We start from the raw sequence: 21,062 nt of genomic DNA, 5'->3' as shown, positions 1-21,062 counted from the left end.
GCGACAGCAGATCCTGCGGCTTGCCTTGACAAGGCAATGCAAATGCATTACCTATCGCAGGAAGCAAAGACCCTTTTCTTTCAGGAGACTGCCATGACAGTGCTCACACAAGATGTCTCGAAGCTCACTGATCGGTATCAGACAACCGTGCCGGCAGGTGTGCGAAAGCAGCTCAAGCTGGGCAAGGGCGACCAGATTCGCTACTGCACCGAGCCGAGTGGCAGGGTCTATATCGAGCCCGTGCGCAGCGACGAGGAAGATCCCGTGCTCGGAGCCTTTCTCGATTTTGTCGAGGCCGATATCAAGGCGCATCCGGTCCGCATTCGGGCGTTCGATGGGGCTTTGCATGACCGTCTTGCAGCACTGGTCGGAGACGTTGACGTCGATCTCGATGCGCCGCTATCGCTCGAGGATGAATGAGTGGCGATAGCGTGCCCGCCCAATCGCCCCTTGTCGTAAACGGATGGTCGATTTATGCGCATCCGCTCTTTCTGGACCAGCTTGAAGGGCTGACCCTGGAGATCGAGGCGCGTAAGGCAAGCGATCCCAAGACCTGGCGCAAGAAAAATTCCACGAAACGGCTGGCCGCCATCTTCAAGCTGGTCACCGAGGCCATACCGGCAGATCCGGGTGCCGCCGCCTTCCGGCACGGCGGCACACTCGGCGATCACCGCAAGCACTGGTTCCGGGCGAAATTCTTCCAGCAGTATCGGCTGTTCTATCGGTTCAACAGCGATGCGAAGGTCATCGTGGTGGCCTGGGTGAACGACGACAAGACCCTGCGCGCCTATGGCAGCAAGACGGATGCCTATGCGACGTTCAAAGGGATGCTGGAAGATGGCAACCCACCTGACAATTTCGACGCGCTCTTGAAAGAAGCAGCGGCGGCGAACAAGCGGTTCGAAACTTCCCTTGAAGCGGCGCCAGATCGGTAACTGGGGTCGAATGCCGGAAGGGGCGGAATCCCACGCTAAGGCTGCTAGTAAGGGGGGCATTATGCGTTTCAATCCGCCGTCACCCTTGGGCCAAGTGAAATAGGCGGCTTTGGTGTGTCATATGGCTGGTACGATGAAATTCTCAGAAGTCCCTCCCTATCCGTACACCTGCCGTTCGCTGCATCGTGTACGAACTGGTAAGATTCCGGACAAAGCGCCATTTCGTTGCGGTTACGCCAATGGCTGCACTGAGCCCCTGAGCGGACGCAGTCAGCCTGCTTCAATCAGTGAAGGATAGCATTCACGCATTACGTGCAGCATATTTTCATATTGAAAAGATGCCTCGTAAGTAACAGACGTGATGAGCGCATGGTCGGTACTGCCTAAGAAGAGTGGATTGCTCGCAACATGTTCTTGGGGGAGTTGAGATAGATGCACATGCAGAATTAGGCCGTCTAAATAAATTCGCATTATCTTCACGAATTGATCGTTGGAGCCTTCGAGGTCAACAATTCGTTTCTCGTCGATCCCCGGAGACTGATTGTGTGTCATCCCTACTGTTGAAAGCTGTGTCAGCGAAATAGGAAACGGCGAAGCGCCAACAATCGGCTCTCCTAATACAAACTCCCTTAGCCTTTCTTCTTCCTCCGCCCCGAGTTTTGCTTCCGCAATATCTGGAAGCGACGACGCGGACGCTCGCCAAGCTATGCTAAGAGCAAAGCGGATCAATTTGCTTACTTCGGCAATTTTCACCTTCCGATAGCCGTGGTCCGGTAGCGTAAGCGCCATCTTCTCAAAATGCGGACGAAACACGGTCCAGCCGCTCCAGACAAGCTGATGCCTTCTAAGTAACTTAATCGCTGCATCGTCTATTTCAGAAAGAAAGTCTTCTCCTTCCCTTGTAACTAGGTTTTGGTCGTACCAACTGGACCATCTTCTTCGCTCTCCACTCCCTTTACTCGATTGGTACAGGGCTTCGCCTTTGACTGCAGGGCGGGTAAAGGCTTGTGGTAATATGTGGCACTTTACGAACTTGCCGTATGAACCAGTAAGTGCACAGTATCCGAGATTTGACTTCTTTTTTGACATCAGAATTTCGAACAGCTCACGTGAAAATACAAATAGCGCCAGTCTGGAAGAGACTTCAGATTAGCCCAAGTGCGCGAATATGCAAAGCATGTTTGGTTGCGCTTTACCCCATAGGTGCACGATGCAGCATCCAATACTTTGGGCTCGGCCCCGGCCTTCGCCGCAGGCTGCCTGAACGGCGGCTTCGGCGCTAGCGAGACAATATCGGCGTGGAGTCGAGCTTCCGCTCCCCTGTGCAACTCGCCAACCAAGGCCTGAAACGCCCGCGACCCTAATCGCCCAACATCCCCGCCGCGCGCATGCTGAACGCGGCCTGCTCTCGCCCGAAGCCGACGATGAGGTGATCGTGGACGGTGATGCTCATCACCCTGCAGGCATCAACGATCTTCCGTGTCATGTCGATGTCGGCCTGGCTTGGCTGCGGATCGCCGGAGGGGTGAGAGGTGGTCCCGGTTTTTCGACCAGTTTGCCGCCGGGCCTGCCGCGGTTCCAAGGATACCGCTTCCGCCCAATCAGATCCTCGTTAGATGAAAGTTCCACCACCATCAGGGAACTCAGGTCATGACCCAGAGCGCCAGAAGTAGGGCGATGACCACGGCTGGGGCAATGGCGTGACGGAATTCTTGATGTTGTATCAAGGTCAGCAATGCCCCGGCCATCACGGCACCGCCGAGTGCGATCCCAAACAGCCTTTGCTCTATCAGGACGAGAAGCAGTGCCGTGGCCAGCTCCAGCGCGGCTGTCACGTGCCGGAACCAGCTCGGAAAACCCCAGCGGGCGTAGTCGGCACGGACGGGACCCGGGCCTATTGCGTTCCCCGCGGCCCCAATCAAGAAGAAAGCGGCCAGCAGCAGGGCGAGAATGCCGGGTGGGCTCAGATCGATCATTTTGAGTTTCCTTAAAGTAGGGCATCAGCGCAAGCGCCGTGGAAGAAGAGTTGCGTGCAGTCCTTGGCGCGGCACTGCATCTCGGCGGCATCCATCGTTGTGGGGCCGCGGCCGGTGAGCGCCTCATACTGAAAATCGGTCACGAGCAGGTTGACGAACCGTGCCGCCAGAGCCTCGGCATGCTGGTCGCTGGTGAAGTGACCCGCCGCCTGCCAGCCCTCGATCAGTGTCGCAAGCTGCAGGATTGCACGATGATGGCCGTGGTCGTAGATCGCCTGCGCAAGCTCTGGGAAACGCGGCCCCTCGGCGATCATCAATCGGTGCAGAGCGAGCGTGCGGGGATCTTGTACGATCTCCAGCGAGCGCAGGGAAAACTGCATCAGCGCCTCGGTCGGTTCCAGATTGTCCAGATCGAGCGCGGCCAGCGAACGGTCGAGCTGGGCACAAAGCTGGCGGACCACCTCGGTGAACAGGCCCTCTTTGCCGCCGAACCGCTCGTAGATGTTGCGCCGCGAGCCGCCCGCCATCGCGATCAGGGTATCGAGCGAGACGGCATTGAAGCCATGGGCGAGGAACTGTTCAGCTGCCATGTCAGTCAGCGCCTCCAGTCGCTCCTTACCGCGCGGGGTGAGTTTGCGAATCTTCGAATCAGGATCAGTGGAAGGTTCGGTCATGGCGGCCTCGAATCTTATGGTAATTAATCGTACCATTTATGTAGGACCGCTGAAAGCGCCGATTGTCGCACTCACGCGCCATCCGTGCTGCCGATCTACATCGTCTGTGCCATCATTGCCCCCTTCATCGGCGGGTCGCGCGAGTTTTCGGCTTGCAGCCTAGTCTAGGACGGGCCTCTTCCTCGACCGCAGCCCGAAACTCTTTCACCATGCTGCCTCTCCCCCCCTACCGTTCCCGCCGAGATACCCGTGCGTCTGGCTGTGATCGTAGAGCAGACCTTGGTCGAGCTGGTGGCCGAACCCTTGTAGATACGCGTTCGTCCACGCCTTGAAAGGCAGTCGGAGCCACAGATTCCGGCTGCCTGATCGTCTGCATTGTCCGCTGTGCAGCCAGTGGCTCTGAGAAATTTGCTGCATTGCGCACGAACGACAGGATCCACGGCTGCGATGCGGCATGAATGTTTGCTGCGCCGAAGCAAACATTCCGCTGCGTGCGCGTGCAGCGCAAAATCGGCTCTTCCGCAATGGGCTCCTAGCGGTCGATCGCCGCGCGCTGCCTCAATGTCGGCCTTATTGATCAACAAGTTGGGCGGTTTTGCTGCGTGGCTTTTTCTTTGTTGCTGAGGAGGGCGGACCGCGTTGACGGCCCGCCCTTGTTAATAGCTTTCGGGCCGGATCCCCTGAAAAGCGAAAGCGGGCTTTTTGTTCTTTGGAACTCAGACCCTGATCCAAAGGAAATCCCCATGACCAAGCCCAAACCGGCAAATCCGGCTCTCTCAATCTCCGACGCAAACCTCGCCTCTGCCCTCGCGCAAATCGGCGCGGAGATCGACCACCAACCCCTGCGTAGCTCAGCGCTCGCGCGCATCATGCGCGAGACGTTTCATGGCAGCGATGCCGGCGGTGCCTGGGACTGGCGCATGGCCTATGATCTAATGCAGGCTGCGGCAAACCAGGTGCTGCTGCGTGGGGACGGCGCGGCAGGTGACATCGCCGTTGCAAAGCTGCTCGCCTCGCGGCTTCTGACGGAAACGCGCCGGTCGGAGCAGCAGATCCGGCTGCAGCAGTTTTCCACGCCGCTGCCTTTTGCCGCCCTTGCGGTGCAGGCGGCTGCGATCCGCAAGGGCGAGACCGTGCTGGAGCCCTCGGCTGGCACCGGTGCCCTGGCCGCTTTCGCCGCCCGAGCCGGTGCCACGCTTTTGCTCAATGAAATCGACCCCTTTCGCCAGCGCCTCCTGCGCGCGGTTTTCGGCGGCGAGGTCACAGGCCATGACGGCGAGCATATCGATGATCTGCTGCAAACGCCGGTTCTACCCGACGTCGTGGTGATGAATCCGCCCTTCGCCTCCTCGGTCGACCGCTCCCGGGACAAACACATCGCCGCCAAGCATCTCATCGCGGCTGCAAAGCGTCTGGCACCCGGCGGGCGGCTGGTGGCGATCATGCCGCCGGGATTCACGTCTGAGCGCGATGCTGCGCATTGGTCCCGCGCCTGCGGTTTGCTCACGCCACGCTTGGCACTCACGATGCCGGGACAGGTCTATCGCAAGCTCGGCACCTCTGTCGAAACCCAGCTGATGGTCTTCGACAAGGTGCAGGAGGACGGCGAGATGATCCACGTCCCTGTGCGGGATCTGGATGAAGCCTTGGCATATGTCGATGCCGTGGCCGCAACCCGGACCGAGATGCGCCCCGCCCAACGGGTTGAAGCGATCCCTCATGCTCGACCGACCGTTGCATCCTCTGCCCCGCGCAAGACCGCCGCTGTGCCTGTTGCCGCCTCCAAACCACGGACCAATGCCGTCCGCCCGCTCAGCTTCACAAGCTTCGATGTCCCGCGCGACAACACGCCCATCTCGGACATCTATGCGCGCTACCGTCCGCAGCGGATCGAGATCGCGGGTGCGCAGGAACATCCCACCCCGCTCGTCGAAAGCATCGCCATGGCCTCGGTTGCCCCGCCCATGCCCTCAAACATGGGCAGTGATGACTTGCGGCTGCCCGCACGGTTGATCGGGGAGGGACATCTCTCCGAGGCGCAGCTGGAAACCATCATCATGGCGGATGATGCCCATGGGCGCGACCTGCCCGGTCGGTTCACGATCGATGACAACCAGACCAAGCTGACGCGCGCCGATGACGACCCGGATGCACGTGCCTATCGCCTTGGCTATTCCCTCGGCGATGGCACCGGTTGCGGCAAGGGGCGCGAATGCGCGGGGCTCATCCTCGTGAACTGGCTGGCCGGGCGCAGGAAAGCGATCTGGGTCTCCAAATCCGCGACGCTCATCGAGGACGCGATCCGCGACTGGACCGATCTTGGCGGCTCGCCCGCCGACATTCAGCCGCTCTCCAAATGGAAACCGGACCAGCCCATCCCGATGGGCGACGGTATCCTCTTCGTCACCTACGCCACGCTGCGGTCCGCGGGCAAATGCGGCACCACGCGACTGAGCCAGATCCTCGCCTGGATGGGCGACGACTTCGATGGCGTGCTGGCCTTTGACGAGGCTCACGCCATGCAGAACGCGGCAGGATCCGAGCAGGGCAGGGGGGTCAAACCCTCCCAGCAGGGCCTCGCTGGTCTGCGGCTGCAACTGGCAGCACCCCGCGCCCGCGTCTTCTACATCTCGGCCACGGGTGCCACGAGCGTGCATAACCTCGTCTATGCCGCGCGGCTCGGACTCTGGGGGCAGGGCCCCGAATACCCCTTCTCAAGCCGCGAGAGTTTCGTCTCGGCGATGGAGGCAGGCGGTGTCGCCGCCATGGAGGTGGTGGCGCGCGATCTCAAGACGCTCGGCCTCTACACGGCCCGCGCCCTCAGCTTCGATGGCGTGGAATACGATGTGCTGGAACATGCGCTGACCCCGGCTCAGATCGAGATCTACGATGCCTATGCAGGTGCGTTTCGGACGATCCACCACAATCTCGAGGCGGCACTGACCGCGACTGGCGTCAATGACGCCTCGGGAGAGACCAATGCCTCGGCAGCACGCGTTTCGGCCAAGTCCCGTTTCGAGAGCACGAAGCAGCGTTTCTTCAATCATCTGCTGATGGGCATGAAGGCCCCGACCATCATCCGCGCCATCGAGGAGGATCTGGCGGCGGGCAACGCTTGCGTCATCCAGGTGGTCTCGACGGGTGAGAGCCTGCTGAAACGGCGGCTTGAGAAAATGGACCCCGAGGATGAACTGGTCGAGGGCGCGCTGACACCACGCGACTATGTTCTCGGCTACCTCGAACAGGCTTTCCCGATCCATGCGCAAAAGCTCGTTGAGATCGACGGCAACATGGTGGCCGAACCGCTCAGGGACGAGACCGGCGCGCTGGTCGTCTCGCGCGAGGCCCTCGCTTTGCGTGATGCGGCCATGATGGAGTTGATGACGCTGGCGCCGATCCCCTCGGCGCTCGATCAGATCCTCTGGGCCTTTGGCGAGGAGGCTGTCGCCGAGGTCTCGGGGCGGTCTCTCCGGCCCCTCAAGGCCGAGGATGGTCATCTTTTCATCGAAAAGCGCAGCCTCAGCAGCAATTCCTCCGAGACCCAAGCCTTCATGGACGGCGAGAAGGATATCCTGATCTTCTCCGATGCGGGCGGCACGGGCCGATCTTACCATGCGGCCCAAACGGCGAAGAACCAGAAACGGCGCCGGCACTACCTGCTAGAGCCTGGCTGGCGCGCCGATGCGGCCATCCAGGGGCTGGGCCGCACGCATCGCTCTGCCCAGGTCAGCGCGCCCTTCTTTCGGGTCTGCACCTCGGATGTGCATGGCGAAAAGCGCTTCACCTCGACGATCGCCAAGCGCCTCGACCAGCTAGGGGCCTTGACCAAGGGTCAGCGCGAGACCGGCTCGCAAGGCATGTTCCGCGAGGAGGACAATCTCGAAAGCCCGATCGCGCGGGCCGCACTACGTGGGTATTTCGCCGATCTTGCCGCCGGGCGCGCCGAGGCGATGAGCTACGAGAGCTTCACCGACTGGACGGCCCTGCGGCTGATCGACAAGGACGGGGTGCTCCTTGAGGAGCTTCCCCCGATCCAGCGGTTTCTGAACCGGGTTCTGGCCCTGCCCATCCATATGCAGAACGCACTCTTTGCCGAGTTCATGCGCCGGATTGCCGATCAGTCTGAGCGGGCGCGCGCGGCGGGTACGCTCGATCTCGGCGTCGAAACCCTGCGTGGCGAAAAGATCGAGCAGGTCTCCACCGAGGATCTCTGGACCTGCCCGAAATCCGGCGCCGTGACGCGGATCATCGGGCTCGAGGTGACTGACCCAGTGTATGTGCTGGACGCCGAAGAGGCCATGTCGCGCAATCCTGACAAGACCACGATGGTCAATCGCGCGTCTGGCCGCGCGGCGCTCATCTCGGCGCGGCCCATGCAGATGTATGACGAGGACATCGTCACGCTGATGCGCAAGGTGGTGCGGCCAAACGGGTCGAGCTATCTCGAAGAGGCGCGGTTCGGGTCTTCGGCCTGGGAAGAGATCGGCAAGCCTGAATTCGCACAGCTTTGGGATGCCGAGGCTGCGTCCTTGCCGAAAACCACCACGACCAAGCTCTACCTGCTGACCGGGCTGCTGTTGCCGATCTGGAAGGACATTCCGACCACCAATGAGCGCATCTACCGGGTTACGCCGGATGGGGCGACGGCGATGATCGGGCGCACGCTGAGCGAAGAAGGGGCGGCCGCGCTGCGCGCCCGCTTCCTCGTCTCCAATCCGCAAACGCCGCAGGAGATACTGACCGCCGCCCTCGGCACGACCGCGCCGGTCGATCTGGGCCGGGGGATGACCCTGACCCGTCGCCGTGTCGCAGGCGAGATGCGCCTCGAGCTTGGCGGTGCGGATCGGGGCATGATCGACGGCCTGAAGGCTCTTGGCTGCTTCACCGAGATCATCGCCTTCCAGCTGCGGGTGTTCCTGCCGCATGGGGACGGAATCGACACGGGAAGCATTCTGGCCCGGATCGTGGGGCAGGAAACCGCCACGACGTCAGAACAAGCCGCCTGAAAAGTCAAAGCGGGCTTTGGGCCGGGGGTCGCGGATCGGGATTTGGCCGGTCTGCACTTCCCGGGCGCGGGCATGACCATGCGCTGCTTGGCCCCTCACCTTAGACAAGAGGACAGACCAATGACCAATCCCCAAACGGACTATGCGGCAATGGCGGCTCAGTGGCGCGCCGAGCGCGAAGCGACCCTGAAGGAGACCCGAACGGAACTGATCGCGCAATTGCGCGCCCTTGGCATCAGCGAGGTCACTACCGAATACGAAGGCTATGGCGACTCTGGCAATGTTGAGGATGTGACGGTGCAGCCTGCAGCGGTCAAGCTGCCGGAGGCGCTTGCCACAGAGGTTGGTGACTTCGCTTGGTCGCTCGCCTATCATCATCACCCGGGGTTCGAGAACAACGAGGGCGGCTATGGCACGCTGACCTGGGACATTGCAGCCGACAGTATTACCCTCGATCACGCCGACCGCTATGTCGAATGCTCCCACAGCTATGACGAGGGGTTGTGAGATGGCGCATCCGCTTCATCATGCTGAAAGCTCTGCCCGGAAATTCGGCGGGGTGCCGTCTGACTATCAGGCCGTCCACGATTGGTTTGACGCCTCGAAAGAGCACCTCGCGCTTTTCACGCACCGGGCCTTGCGCCACCATACCCAAGGTCTGTTCGATGCTGAACGTGTCTTCGGTCTGACCCTGACCAATAGCGCAGGTCGGGACATCCCCGTGCGCTGGATCGGCGAGCAGCATATCCGTGAAGACTGCCAAGGCCGTATCCCGAGTATGGCGGACTGGCTGCGACGGATCCAGCCCGAGCCATGGATGGCCAATGGCCACATCGACCGGCATGCCGGCGATGAGCCCTGCGGCGACCCGAGGGTTGCCTGGGCCTCCGAGGTCGTCGCCGGAAGAACGGTTCTTGGCCTGAAAGATTGGATGGCGTCGCGCACGACGCAAGCCACGCAAAGCGCCTGACAGCTCTCGGTCGTTTACCCACCATTCTTCGTAAGGAGGTTCGCATGACACTCGATGAAATCAAGGCGGCCGTCGATGCCGGGCAGACCGTGCATTGGGCCAATACCGGCTACGTTGTCCACAAGGACAGGCTGGGTCAGTACCTGATCACCTATCAGCCGAACGGTAGCTGCATCGGCCTGACCGACCGGAGCGGGCACCGGTTGAACGGAAAAGAGGCGGAGTTTTTCATCGCGCGATCGGAGGACAGCGCGGAGAATCCGGGCAGCCAATCAAGACCAGACGGGCAGGGGAGGGGCGTAGCACCCGGAGGCGCGGGGGCATTCCCACTCGGACGGCAGCTCTGACCTGTGGGCGGGGCTGAAAGGAAAGCAAGCTTTCTGATTTGTGATCCCTCAAGGGGTCGAGAAAGCAATCCCGGATGCGTTGGCAAGAACGTCAGGCACCGGCCAATCCAAAAGGAACCATCCCATGTTCGCAGGAACCCTCACCCGCAATGTCGAGACCGCAGCCGCCGAGTACACCGGCATGATCCATTCGACGCGCTTTGACATCGCCATCCAGCTCGAGGCACGGGCCAAGATGTCCGCTCGCAGCCCGGATTACGACGTGACGGCAGTCAACAAATCAGGCCGCAAGGTGCGTATCGGCACGGCCTGGAACGAGACCGGGAATACCAGCGGCAACCCCTACATCTCGATGCAGATCGATGTCGGCTTGGGTCCGTTCCGGGTCAACGCGGTGCAGACGAAAGAGGCGCGCGCGGCCCAGAGCGGCGAGTTTGAGATCATCCCGCTGGTCTCGAACGGCCTGATGAAATCCGGCTCGATCTCGGGCGAGCTGACCGCCATGGACGCTGACAACGCCTTCACCGGCTACATCGCCAACATGATGTTTGATCTGGAGTTCATGCTGATCGAGAACAGCTACAAATCCGAGGAAACCCACCCCGATTACCGTATCGAGGTCAGCTCGCCCCGGGGCACACCGATCCGCGTCGGCTCGGCGTGGATGGCGAAAAGCAGCCGCACGGGCAACGACTACCTGTCGCTGCTGATCAACACGCCTGATGGCGACTTGCGCGTCAACGCCGTGCAGAACGAAGAACAGCGCGGCGGGCAGACCTTCTCGATCATCCCGTTCATCGACAGCGGTGAGCAGCCGCAGGACGCGGGCGCGGGGCTCTCCTTGGTCGCCTAATCGGCGCGCGAGGGGAGACGATCTGAATCGAAAGGGGAGCCGTGGGATCACGGTTCCCCTTTTTCCATGTTTGGCTGCATGACGGGCGCCATCTGCTTGCGATCTGCTGAATATGATATACGATAATATATTAACGTATATAGAGGGCGGGCGCGTGGCGGCTAGATCAGGGACGGTTCCAGGGTTCGAGAGCTTTGATGTAGAGGCAGAGGTTGCAGAGCTTCTTGCTCATATCGAGCGTTGCACCGGATTTGCGCTGCTTGACCGCAAGCGTGATGTCATCATGACCCATGCAAGGGCAAAGCTCGACAGGACAAGGCAGGCATTTCTGGAGGCCAAGGCGGCGGGAAAGCCGGTGTCCACATCGCGCCGCGCTTATCTGACCGACCTGCAGGACACGATCTTCATGGCGATCCCGGAAGAGAACCTCGCGCGGATGCCGCTGCGCGAGCAGGTTCTCAACGACCCGTCATTTTACGCGGATGCCATGCACCGCGCCGCCGCGATTAGCGAGGATGAGCTTTTCATGGCGCTGTCCTCTTCGCTGAAGGACATGACGGTCCAAGACGCCCGGGCCTTCGTCTCGAAGCTTTGGCACGGCACGATTGACGACAATGCCCGCAAATATGCCGAAGCGTTGAAGCGCCCCGAGCGTGAACCGCAGCCCTTTCGCCCGGGGAACACCGTGTAAGATCGGAGCCATTCTCTTGGCTTGAGCCGTACCGAGGTTGGCCGCCTCAAACCCCCTTTCCTGGAGGGGGCATCCTGTGCAGCGCGCGAAAGCCGTTGAAGGTGCTGTGGTGACGTCTACTGTCGCCAACATGATGAACCGGGATCACATGCGCGCCTTCTTCCAGCGCGCCGCGGCGCTTGCCGCTTTTGTCGCACTGCTCTGGGCGGTCCAAGTCGTCAATTGGATCACCGGCTACGGCTTGAACCCGGCCTTCGGCCTGATCCCCCGGCACGTCAGCGGATTGGATGGTGTCATCGCCATGCCCCTCCTGCATGGAAGCTTCGCGCACCTTATGGCCAATACGCCACCGCTCCTGGTGATGGGTGGGCTGCTGGTGGCCACGACCACGAGGGCCTTGCTGCCGGTGAACGCAGTGGTGATCGGCCTCGGCGGCGGACTCGTCTGGCTGTTCGGAAGCTCCGCCATCCATATCGGTGCGTCAGGGTTGGTCTTCGGCTGGTTTGGCTTCCTCGTCGCGCGCGGCTTCGTGGATCGCTCATTGATCACGCTGGGCGCGGCACTGGTGGTCGGTGTCCTCTATAGCTCCATTCTCTGGGGCGTTCTTCCGGGCCAACCCGGCGTTTCGTGGGAGGCTCATCTCTTCGGCGCTATCGCGGGCGCGGTCGCTGCAGTCCTTGTCCGGACGCATGTCCATGCGCCGCGCCTCGGCGGCGTCGATCTGGAATGAAACAGTACAATCGGCCCTGAGCCGCCTTTCAGAACTCTACGAAACGCTGCAATGCAGCTATCGCATAGCCGACATTGGTGGTACGGTGATCAAAAGCAAGGTGGTGAAATGAGAAATAGAGTGTTTGGCAGCCTTATCGGGGGAACTATTGGCTTCCTCTTTGGAGCTGGTACCGGCATCGTTGGGGGAGTGTTCGGGGCGATTGCTGGCGTTTCTGTCTTCACAGTAATCGGCGCCGGGTGGGGATGGAGCGCTGGCCCTGATCTCATTCAAACCGTCCGACGCTGGCGTAGGAAGTGACGGCTCATAGACGTCGTTGATTAATTACATGACATGCTGCAATGCGGCCCGTCAGACCGGACTTTCGCTGCGCAAGCTAAATGGGTCATTCCCAGTCTATTCTTCTTAAGTGCCACTATAACCCTGGCGCAGAAAATAACTGAACGCCTCAGCGATTATAGTAGTTCCGCACTTGCGACATACATTGACTGCGCGAGAATGCTGATCGACCGGTGCGGCCCCGATTAGCTCATTGCTCGCAAAAGCCGACCTGTCTGACGTCAACGCTTATGGGACCAAATAGGGTCATTTGCCAAGAGAGGATATCGTGAAGTTGTGGACGTATTGCTGTAGGGTCGAATAGTGACGGTAGTTGACTGGAAAGCGTTCCGTGACACACCTGCGCATATACCTTATTTAACGGCGGCAAGTCTAAGCTGTGGGATGCTTGGTTTTTTATGAAATTGCTTTGTTTTATTATAGCGGCTTGCCTCCTGAGTGGAAGTGCCTACGCCGATGAGAGTTTGCCCTACTCATCCAGGCCGGACGCGGCTGTAGTCAAGAGTAGTTCCTCTGTAAGCTGGACTAATCTGCTCAACTTCTCTGGATCAGACAGTAAAATTTGGTCCGCAGCGTGCTGCAAAGTTTGCAAAAAGGGGAAGGCATGCGGCGACTCTTGTATCAGTCGCGCATACACTTGTCGGAAAGGCGCTGGCTGTGCATGTGACGGCTAGGGCCGAAAGGTTCGGATTTTAGAACGCATTCCCTTTGTTGTGCTAGCCACCCACACCAGCCATTTATCTCGTATGACCTGCCCCGAGAGATTACTTGGAAGCAGGGGTGACGAGGACAGGGAGAGCATTTACGCCAACGGCCCGAAGCTGACATTCATGATTGAGAATGGTACCGCTATGCAACTCGCCATTGCCGTCGTTGTAGAAGGGCATTACCTCTGAGCGAGTAGAAGCGGGAAGGAAATTCGCCAATGTCAGACAACTCAGAAATCATTCTCAGTCAGGTTCTGCAGGATCAAAACGAAGCGATTGCCCCTGAGATGTCTCCGCCGGACTTCTTTGAAGCTTTTTGCGCAGAACAGGCCACAAAAGAGTACGAGTTGTCCTATGAGGAAATACAAGCCGGAATCGTTGACGGTGAACACGATGGCGGCATTGACTCTTTTTATACGTTTTTAGATGGTGAGTGCGTAGGAGAGGAGGTCGGTTTCACTCTGCCAAAGAAATCTGCTGAGCTGGAAGTTGTAATAATCCAAAGCAAATCAACAAGCGGATTTTCCGAAACGCCGATCGATAAGATGATATCTTCACTTAGACGCCTTTTGAGCCTGTCTCAAGATTTTAATGAGCTAACACAGTATAACTCAGAAGTTAAATCTCGAGCAGACATTTTTCGTAAGTCCTACAAACGACTTGCCTCAAAGTTCCCGTCATTAAAGATCAAAGTAATTTATGCATGTACCAAATCTATCACAGATGTACATCAGAATACCCAGTTAAAGGCGCAGGAACTCGTCACTGCCATAAGAAGCCTATTTGATGAAGCAGAGGTAAACTTTGAGTTTTGGGGTGCGAAGGAACTGCTGATTCTCGCCCGTACGAAACCTACGCAAAGTTTTGAACTTACTTTCGATCAATCCCTCAATGGAAGTAATGGCTACGTTGCGTTAGTGAAGCTAAGGAATTTCTATAGGTTTCTCTTGGGTGGCGGGTCAGAGATACGATCTGACCTTTTTGAGGCTAACGTTCGCGACTACCAAGGTTCAACTGAAGTAAACCAAGAGATCTCGAACACTCTTGAAAGTGGCGGTACCGATGATTTCTGGTGGTTCAACAATGGGGTTACTATACTTGCATCACGAGCCAGCTCAGGCGGCTCAATTATAACCATAGAAAATCCCCAGATCGTCAATGGCCTGCAAACAAGCTCTGAAATTGGTAGGTTCTTTTCTAACTTGGAAAGTGATGACTCAAGATCGGTGATGGTAAAGGTGGTTGCCTCAGAAAATGAAGAAGTCCGAGATAAGATAATTAAGGCAACCAATAGTCAAAATCAAGTGCCGCTCGCGTCTCTAAGAGCGACCGACAAAATCCAGAGGGATATTGAGCATCATTTGAAAGCTAATGGATATTTCTATGATCGGAGGAAGAATCTATACAAAAATGAGGGTAAGCCTGCTGCGAAAATTATCAGCATAGCACTGATGGCTCAAGCCGTTATGACCTTGTTTCGGGGCGAGCCAGACAACGCAAGGGCTCGACCTTCATCACTGATTAAAGATGATGCGGTTTACAGTTCGATTTTTTCCGACTCTTTTGCCCTAGATGCATATTTAGTTGCGGCTTCGACAATTCGAATGATTGAGTTGAAGCTCAAGGAAACGGATGGGCTTGTTGCAAGAGACAGAAACAACATTCGGTTTTACGTTCTTTTTTGGGTTTGTGCGCTTAAATCTAAGTCAATTTCCTTGAACGCAGATAGAGTTTCCAAACTGAAAGATCAAATTTCCGGCGACGATGTTTCAGACGCAATTTCGGAAGTATGGCAGCTATTTTCCGATGCCGGGGGAACTGATCAAACCGCGAAAGGACCGAGTTTCAAGGAAGAGGTGAAAGACAAGGTCAAAAACAAGATTCAAGCGCTATTTCAACAATCAGAGGTCTAAATTTTAGCGTAGTGGTATTCAGTTTGCTTAGTGTTTGACCGCTGTGAACCGCAAATTCAACAACTTCGATTTGTTTGTAGCGCGTCCAAGACCTAAACACCGAATGTCTGCTTCCGCTTTGGGGGGCTGGTGCGTTTGCACCTGCAGAGAACGACCGCTTCCCGCCGATCACGTCGAATGCCTGGACAAGCAATCCCTATAGTCGGCAGCGTAGTCCCTGCACATCTACCGTGGCCAGAGCCTTGCGGCCTCCCCAGCTCGGCTTCGCGTGTCGCAGGGGAGAACGGCCTTTCGGTCCGTCGCGCATTCGGCCATGCGGCCTCACCGCGGCGTTGCGCTTGGCATCCCGGTTTGCCCGCCTCGCGAGCACGTCCCTCCCCGGCCGCTTCGCCGGATTGCGCTCTGGTCTGTTTTGCGTGGCAAAACGATCCCGCCGCTCCATCCGTCTCCCGCGTCCGGTCGGGCCGTTTGCCTGCTCGGGTCGGGCAAACCTACCGTCAAAACATACAAACATGAGTGCGGAAGCATATCCTCCGGATGGCCCCCAAATCAGCCCGCGTCAAGGATCGCAAAACTTTTCGGCGAGGGCGGCGCCCGTGGCGCGGAGCGGTCCCGTGCGTGAGGGCGCGCGTGTCTCGGGTGTTGCGCACGGAAAACTTTTGCGCCCGGCAAGCCGGCGGCTGCGCCGTCCCTGACCCGGGCAGATTCGGAAACCAGGCATTCGGCCATGCCCCCACACTCACGTGGTGGCCTTGGAACCGAACCCTGGAGACCAAACATGGCTTACGACACCGCAAACACCTACGAGACCATCGAACTTTTCGGACTGACCGAGAAGGACGCGCAGCTGCCGATCCCAGAAGATCACATCCTGACCGACCACATCATCCGCGAGAGCTTCGAGGCTTTGCTCGGGCAGTTGCGCGGGACCGGGCTTGAAGCGGAAATCGAACCGCTGGCCCATGGGCTCGCCACGATCCTGCAGCGCCGCAAGGTGGCGCTTGGCAAGGAGGTCGACCGCACCGCCGACAAGATCGGCGCGCTGGCAAAATCCCACGACGGATCGGAGATCGCCGAGACCGCGCTCGAAGAGGCGCAGGCGCGCTTTCTGCAGTTGCGCGAGATTGTCGGCGCCATCGAGGTGATGAGCGAAGCAGCGGCGGAATGCTATGAGGTCGAGACGGGCCACGCCTTCATTCCGGCAGCCGGGTCGCGCGCAAGCGTCCGGGCGCAAGAGACCGGGGCGGTCTTCGAGGCGCGGCAGCTCCTGGAGCAGCACGATCGCGAAACCGCCGAGAAGTCGAAAGTCGAGGGGGTGCCCCTGATCGTCTCAGGCGCCACCGACTGGACCGATGCCGATGTGATCTTCAACACGCTCGACAAGGTTCGCGAACGGATCAAGCAGAACCGCAACCAGGGGATCTTCCTCTGCCACAAGGGTGGCAAGCACGGGGCGGAGATGATTGCGGCTCGGTGGGCCCGGGCACGCGGGGTCGCGCAGGCGCGCTTTGATCCTCGCTGGTCCGCGCATGGGCGGGCGGCACCGTTCAAGTGCAACGACGAAATGCTGGACGACAAGTTCGCGGCGACGGGGGTTGTTCTCTTCGGCGGCAACGGGGTCGCGCTGAACCTCGGGCAGAAGGCGGAAGCGAAAGGCCTGACGGTCATGCGGGTTGCTGACCCGGCGAAGAAGACTGCGCAGGATTGAAGAGAAAGGGTCGCGCTTGGCGCGGCCCTTTCGTCATGTCTCATGGCGCGTGCGGTCGGTTACGCGTGATCGGCAGTCTGCGGCGGCCAGCACCGTTATCCCTCTACCCAGTCCGTCAGAGTGCGGCCCATCCGCATCGGGTACGGGCTGGGGATGGTGAGCCCCTCACGCACATCGTCAGCAGCGCAAGACGCGAGGGGTCGAGACGTCGCACATGAGGCTGAAGACCTGCACGTCCCTCGGGGCGTGTTTCGGAACATCGCATCCACGCGGGCGGGCTCCGTCAGCACCCCGGCCAGGCTCGGCGGGACGCGGACGCGGATGGTGGCGGCTGCGTGATAGCAAGGGTCATCCGGGTCTCTCCTTTTTGCTCATAGATGTGGATCGCACGGGGTCGGCCCAATCGTGCCCTCCGCTCACGCTTCGGCAAGCACAAATACGGCTTCCACGGCTGGCCGCGGACCCTCCGCATTTGCGCTTGCGACCGGGCCTCTCGCCCTCGTGCCGGGTGATCCCCATCGCAACAAGGAGTAACCCAAATGACCAACCACTACGTCGCCACCGTCCCCGTCAAGTTCACCGATACCGATGGCCAGGAGCGCACCCGTTTTCAGCGCGTGGGCGCGATGTTCCGCAACACCCGCAACGGGGGCGGCTCGGAGTTCTTCAGCCTCAAGCTCGACTTCCTGGTCGCGGTCTCGGAGCTGGTGATGTTCCCGCCGAGCGCGAAAGATCCCCAGGACTGAATCCTCTGACGAGGATGGGCTGCCCCAGGACGATCTTGGGGCGGCCCGATCCCTGTTCCAGGGATGCCGCGTCCGGCGGTCAGATCGCCCGAGGCGACTTCACGAAGCCGTCGGCCGCTGCGCGTTCAACGGACGCACTCCCCCCGAAATGATCAGGCCGCGACAGGGCGGACAGTCAGCCTCAAGGGGGCCATCCACAAAAACCTATCGGCCAGGGCCTCCCGGTTTTTGCGGCAGAGATTTGGCAAGCCAAATCTGGCCCGCCTTGACCCTGACTGTCCGCCCTGTCGGTGGGGTTTGCGCCCGCCCGCGGTTCCGTCCGAACACTTGGCGTTCGGCCAGAGGCTCGGGCGGGGCTGGAGAAGGGGCCTTTGAAGCTGGAGGCTGTGCTGGTGGTGAGGGCGGCAGAGCCGCGTCCCTGCGGGCCGCGGGGGGAAGCGGACACCAAGGCTGCCTGAGCCTGAATGAGACGTAAGTATATAATTGACAGCTAGGTATAATATCGTAAGGTGGGGGCAGCCTTGGTGGAAGGTGGCAGGAAATAGGGGGTCTTTCTTCGCATGTCGCGCTCAAAACGTCTCACAGATGCGGACCGCATGGAGATCGTTCGCGAGGCCGCGGAAGGCGTTTCCACTTCAGTGCTGGCGGAACGGTTTGGCGTGTCGGTGCGGGCGATTCAGTACACGCTCAAAGCCGATGCCGAGCGCCAGACGGATGCCGCGATCCCGGTTTCAGCGGTCAGTGTGAAGGTCACGGCTGCGGAGCTTGAGGCGCTCGACGATGTCCTTGCGACAGCCGGGATCGAGAGCCGGGCCGAGGGGCTGCGGCGGCTCATTCAGGCGGCAGGCGGAGTGTTCGTTCCGGACGCGCAGATGGCAGCAGAGATGGCGCGCTACCGCGCCTCGCTGCACGAGGTCGGCAATGGGGTCGCGCAGATCGCCAAGCAGATGACGCAGGCCAACCGGCAGGGGCAGGGGGCTGGTTCGGAGTTCACCGAATTGCGCCTTGCCCAGATGCGCGGGCTTGCGCGCTTTATTCTGGATTCCGCTGACGAGATCGATCTGCTTCTGCGCCGTCGTCGGGACGCGATGCAGCTGGAGGCCACGGCCGCGCTGAGGGAGTTTGCCCATGCGGCTGAATGATGCCGTCCATGCCGTCACGGGCGAGGTCTTCCGGGATGGCTGGAGTCGCGTACGGGGCTCGATGCAAGGTCTACACGTGGCCAAGCAGACCCAGCTTACGCGCGCCGCAGCAGGGCATCGGCCAGCGGTCTTCAAGGCGATCCGGGGCGGCGGCACGCATACCAAATCGCAGCTCGCAAACCAGCTCGACTACCTCACCACCAAGTCAACCCATATCGTGGACAGTAGCGGGTTCCTGGATGGCAAGACGAAGCTCGAGGCAGGCGACATCAAGGACCTGACCGAGCGATTTGCCAAGCGGTGGGATGCGGGTTTCAAACCCAAGCTCGGACAGACCACCCACATGCTCATGTCCTTCCCCATCGGCACGCGCGGCGAGGATGTGCGCGACATCGCGACTGATGTGGCGGAGCGGTTTTTCCAGACCGACGCGGGGCATTTCGATTACATCATCGCGGTGCATGAGGACCGCGATCACCCGCATGCGCATCTGGTGCTGAACCGCCGCTCGCAGGAAGGCGAGTTCTTCTTTCTGGGGCGCAGCCATCGGTTCAACTATGACGATTTCCGCCTCGCCATGGTCGAGGAGGCGGAGAAGTACGGCGTGCGCCTGGAAGCCACGCGGCGGGTGGATCGCGGGGTTGTGCATTACCCGACCCGCACCAGCGAGGTTTATGCGGCGAAAGAAGAGGGTCGCGCGCCCCGCGAGCGCGAGCGTGTCGGAGCCGACCTGACGCGGACGCTGGCGGAGATCGCAAATACCAGAACTGTCTACCACTCACTTGCAGCGGAGGCTTCGCGCGAGGCCCGCGAGGATATTGCCGCGGCACTCTTCCGCGCGGGCGAGGTGCTGGCGCATGGCGGGCAGGTGGACCGAACAGGAGATGTGTATATGGCCGAGGATCAAAGCTTTGAGGATTTGAGAAGCCTCTATGCGGAAAAGCTCGCGCGGGTGCAGGGCATGATCGCCGAGAAGTCTGACGCGGAACGTCCCGTGCTGGAAAAACGCCTCATCGAGATCCAGACGCAGGTCCAGCACATGCAGCCTCTCGGCTTGCGATCATCCACGCTGTCAGAGACCCCCTCGGAAGGCGGGATCTATTCCGAAACCAATATCGACGCCAGCCAGCGCGAGCGACTGGCCGAGCCCGACCTGAGATCGCGCATTGACGCGGCACTACGGGGCACGGGGATCAGCACATCGGAAGTGGTGGCCCGGATCGAGACGGGCGCCTCAAATGCAGCGCTCGAGCATCAATGGATCGCTGATGATCTCTCCAAGGTGGCCGAGGCGCGCGATCTGAACCTCGAACGTCGCGCTGATCTGGAACAGGCGCGCGACATTCTCAACGATGTGCATGTCAAACTCGGCACGCTTCTGGAACAAGAAAATGTGCTGCGCCGGGATGGTGTCGTGGAAGCGGACCCGGTCAGCGAGCGGTTCCATTATCATGAGGGCGCGGTCCGGGCGATGGAAGGGACAATCCGTCAGGAAATGCGCGCTGACGGTCTGACAGCGCAGCAGATCGAGGACCGGGACTGGGAGGTTGTCTCACGGGCGGAGCGCCGGATCGAGACGGAGCAGCGCGCATATCTCGAGGCACACCCAGACCTGCTCGCACGCCCTGGTGATGTGATCGACCGGTCCGAGCCTTACAGGGAGACTATCACCGATGCGGCCCGCGCCAGTGAGATCGCCCGCGAGGTCGACCGGATCATGGAGGGTCGCGACGTCCGCACGCCCGTTACCGATGCTGTCACGGATGACTTACGAGCGCGCTATCCGGACATGCCGTCCCACCTTGCCCGTGGTCTCGGCGCGACCTATGCGGCCGTCGTCGAGATACGCGACACGGAGACCATCAATCAGGTCCGCCGCGAAACCGAGATGCGCGACGGGCTTGGGTCTGGCACGCGCGACGCACTCCTCGCAGCCCGCGGTGAAACTGCGCCGCAGTCTGACCGTGCCGACCGCCTTGCAGACGAGATTGCGCGTGTTCTGGACCATGAGCGGGCGGGGGAGTTGTCCGCGCCCTTCGAGACCGAGGCGGAGCGGGACGCCTTCCGGGACGAGATCGCGCGGGTGCTGGACGTTCGCCAACTCGACCGGCTCACATCCGGCGACGCCGATGCGCTGGAAAAGGTTCTCGAGGACCGCCTCGACCGGCTCTATGTCGCCAAGGTCTATCTGCAATCCGATGCCGTGACGGCCAACACGGAGGCCTTGCGCCAGGTGGTCGATGATCTTGCCGACACCGAATATGAAAAACACCGCACTGGCGATGTGGATGGCGAGACCGAGCGGGGTCAGGTCCATTGAGCGCC

The 21,062-nt window shown here is 60.1% G+C and carries 18 protein-coding genes; 14 read left to right on the top strand and 4 right to left on the bottom strand.

Annotated features, from left to right (window positions below; genetic code table 11):
• Nucleotides 1-93 precede the first annotated feature (93 nt).
• Both BFP70_RS05645 and BFP70_RS05640 read left to right on the top strand, forming a co-directional pair.
• Nucleotides 94-420: a type II toxin-antitoxin system PrlF family antitoxin gene (locus BFP70_RS05645; protein WP_066010414.1), complete on the top strand. Its 327-nt coding sequence runs from the start codon at nt 94-96 to the stop codon at nt 418-420.
• On the top strand, nt 417-935 hold the full coding sequence (locus BFP70_RS05640; RefSeq protein WP_066010389.1) for a type II toxin-antitoxin system YhaV family toxin: 519 nt from the start codon (nt 417-419) through the stop codon (nt 933-935). The genes BFP70_RS05645 and BFP70_RS05640 overlap by 4 nt, the downstream gene beginning before the upstream one ends.
• Before the next feature lie 270 nt (nt 936-1,205).
• On the opposite strand, the gene BFP70_RS20630 is transcribed toward BFP70_RS05640, so the two are convergent.
• From BFP70_RS20630 to BFP70_RS05625, 4 genes are all read right to left on the bottom strand, one after another.
• Complete coding sequence (locus tag BFP70_RS20630; RefSeq protein ID WP_141693110.1) at nt 1,206-2,024, bottom strand: hypothetical protein; 819 nt, start codon at nt 2,022-2,024, stop codon at nt 1,206-1,208.
• Between the two features lie 271 nt (nt 2,025-2,295).
• Nucleotides 2,296-2,517: a JAB domain-containing protein gene (locus BFP70_RS20285; RefSeq protein ID WP_369820185.1), complete on the bottom strand. Its 222-nt coding sequence runs from the start codon at nt 2,515-2,517 to the stop codon at nt 2,296-2,298.
• A gap of 61 nt (nt 2,518-2,578) precedes the next feature.
• Nucleotides 2,579-2,911 (bottom strand): DoxX family protein, encoded by a 333-nt coding sequence (locus BFP70_RS05630; protein WP_066010387.1) that lies wholly within the window; start codon nt 2,909-2,911, stop codon nt 2,579-2,581.
• An 11-nt stretch (nt 2,912-2,922) separates the two neighbouring features.
• Entirely contained in the window at nt 2,923-3,585 is a 663-nt protein-coding gene (locus BFP70_RS05625; RefSeq protein ID WP_176715500.1) for a TetR/AcrR family transcriptional regulator, read from the bottom strand.
• Between the two features lie 743 nt (nt 3,586-4,328).
• On the opposite strand from BFP70_RS05625, the gene BFP70_RS05620 reads away from it, so the two are divergent.
• The 12 genes from BFP70_RS05620 (at nt 4,329) to BFP70_RS05565 (ending at nt 21,057) form a co-directional block, all read left to right on the top strand.
• Nucleotides 4,329-8,591, top strand: coding sequence for a strawberry notch family protein (locus tag BFP70_RS05620; RefSeq protein WP_066010386.1), 4,263 nt, complete (start codon nt 4,329-4,331; stop codon nt 8,589-8,591).
• A gap of 120 nt (nt 8,592-8,711) precedes the next feature.
• Complete coding sequence (locus BFP70_RS05615) at nt 8,712-9,098, top strand: DUF6878 family protein (RefSeq protein ID WP_066010385.1); 387 nt, start codon at nt 8,712-8,714, stop codon at nt 9,096-9,098.
• 1 nt (nt 9,099) lies between these two features.
• Complete coding sequence (locus BFP70_RS05610; RefSeq protein ID WP_066010384.1) at nt 9,100-9,561, top strand: hypothetical protein; 462 nt, start codon at nt 9,100-9,102, stop codon at nt 9,559-9,561.
• Between the two features lie 44 nt (nt 9,562-9,605).
• Complete coding sequence (locus tag BFP70_RS05605) at nt 9,606-9,908, top strand: hypothetical protein (RefSeq protein WP_066010383.1); 303 nt, start codon at nt 9,606-9,608, stop codon at nt 9,906-9,908.
• 124 nt (nt 9,909-10,032) lie between these two features.
• Nucleotides 10,033-10,761, top strand: coding sequence for a DUF736 family protein (locus BFP70_RS05600; protein WP_066010382.1), 729 nt, complete (start codon nt 10,033-10,035; stop codon nt 10,759-10,761).
• A gap of 154 nt (nt 10,762-10,915) precedes the next feature.
• Nucleotides 10,916-11,452 carry a hypothetical protein gene (locus BFP70_RS05595; RefSeq protein ID WP_255356609.1) on the top strand — a complete coding sequence of 179 codons (537 nt, stop codon included), beginning with the start codon at nt 10,916-10,918 and terminating at the stop codon, nt 11,450-11,452.
• 148 nt (nt 11,453-11,600) lie between these two features.
• Complete coding sequence (locus BFP70_RS05590) at nt 11,601-12,182, top strand: rhomboid family intramembrane serine protease (RefSeq protein WP_066010411.1); 582 nt, start codon at nt 11,601-11,603, stop codon at nt 12,180-12,182.
• A gap of 1,264 nt (nt 12,183-13,446) precedes the next feature.
• Nucleotides 13,447-15,141, top strand: a complete 1,695-nt coding sequence (locus BFP70_RS05585; RefSeq protein ID WP_066010381.1) for an AIPR family protein — start codon at nt 13,447-13,449, stop codon at nt 15,139-15,141.
• A 778-nt stretch (nt 15,142-15,919) separates the two neighbouring features.
• Nucleotides 15,920-16,849, top strand: coding sequence for a DUF2493 domain-containing protein (locus BFP70_RS05580; protein WP_066010380.1), 930 nt, complete (start codon nt 15,920-15,922; stop codon nt 16,847-16,849).
• A 539-nt stretch (nt 16,850-17,388) separates the two neighbouring features.
• Entirely contained in the window at nt 17,389-17,595 is a 207-nt protein-coding gene (locus BFP70_RS05575) for a hypothetical protein (RefSeq protein ID WP_066010379.1), read from the top strand.
• A gap of 560 nt (nt 17,596-18,155) precedes the next feature.
• Nucleotides 18,156-18,737 carry a helix-turn-helix domain-containing protein gene (locus BFP70_RS05570; RefSeq protein ID WP_066010378.1) on the top strand — a complete coding sequence of 194 codons (582 nt, stop codon included), beginning with the start codon at nt 18,156-18,158 and terminating at the stop codon, nt 18,735-18,737.
• The gene (locus BFP70_RS05565) at nt 18,724-21,057 is read left to right on the top strand and encodes a relaxase/mobilization nuclease domain-containing protein (RefSeq protein WP_066010377.1); all 2,334 of its coding nucleotides are present in this window, start codon (nt 18,724-18,726) and stop codon (nt 21,055-21,057) included. The genes BFP70_RS05570 and BFP70_RS05565 overlap by 14 nt, the downstream gene beginning before the upstream one ends.
• Nucleotides 21,058-21,062 lie beyond the last annotated feature (5 nt).

Source organism: Thioclava sp. SK-1, assembly GCF_001705665.1.
Lineage (GTDB): Bacteria > Pseudomonadota > Alphaproteobacteria > Rhodobacterales > Rhodobacteraceae > Thioclava.
The sequence above is the reverse complement of the archived record's forward strand: the minus strand, read 5'-3'. Positions and strand labels throughout refer to the sequence as shown.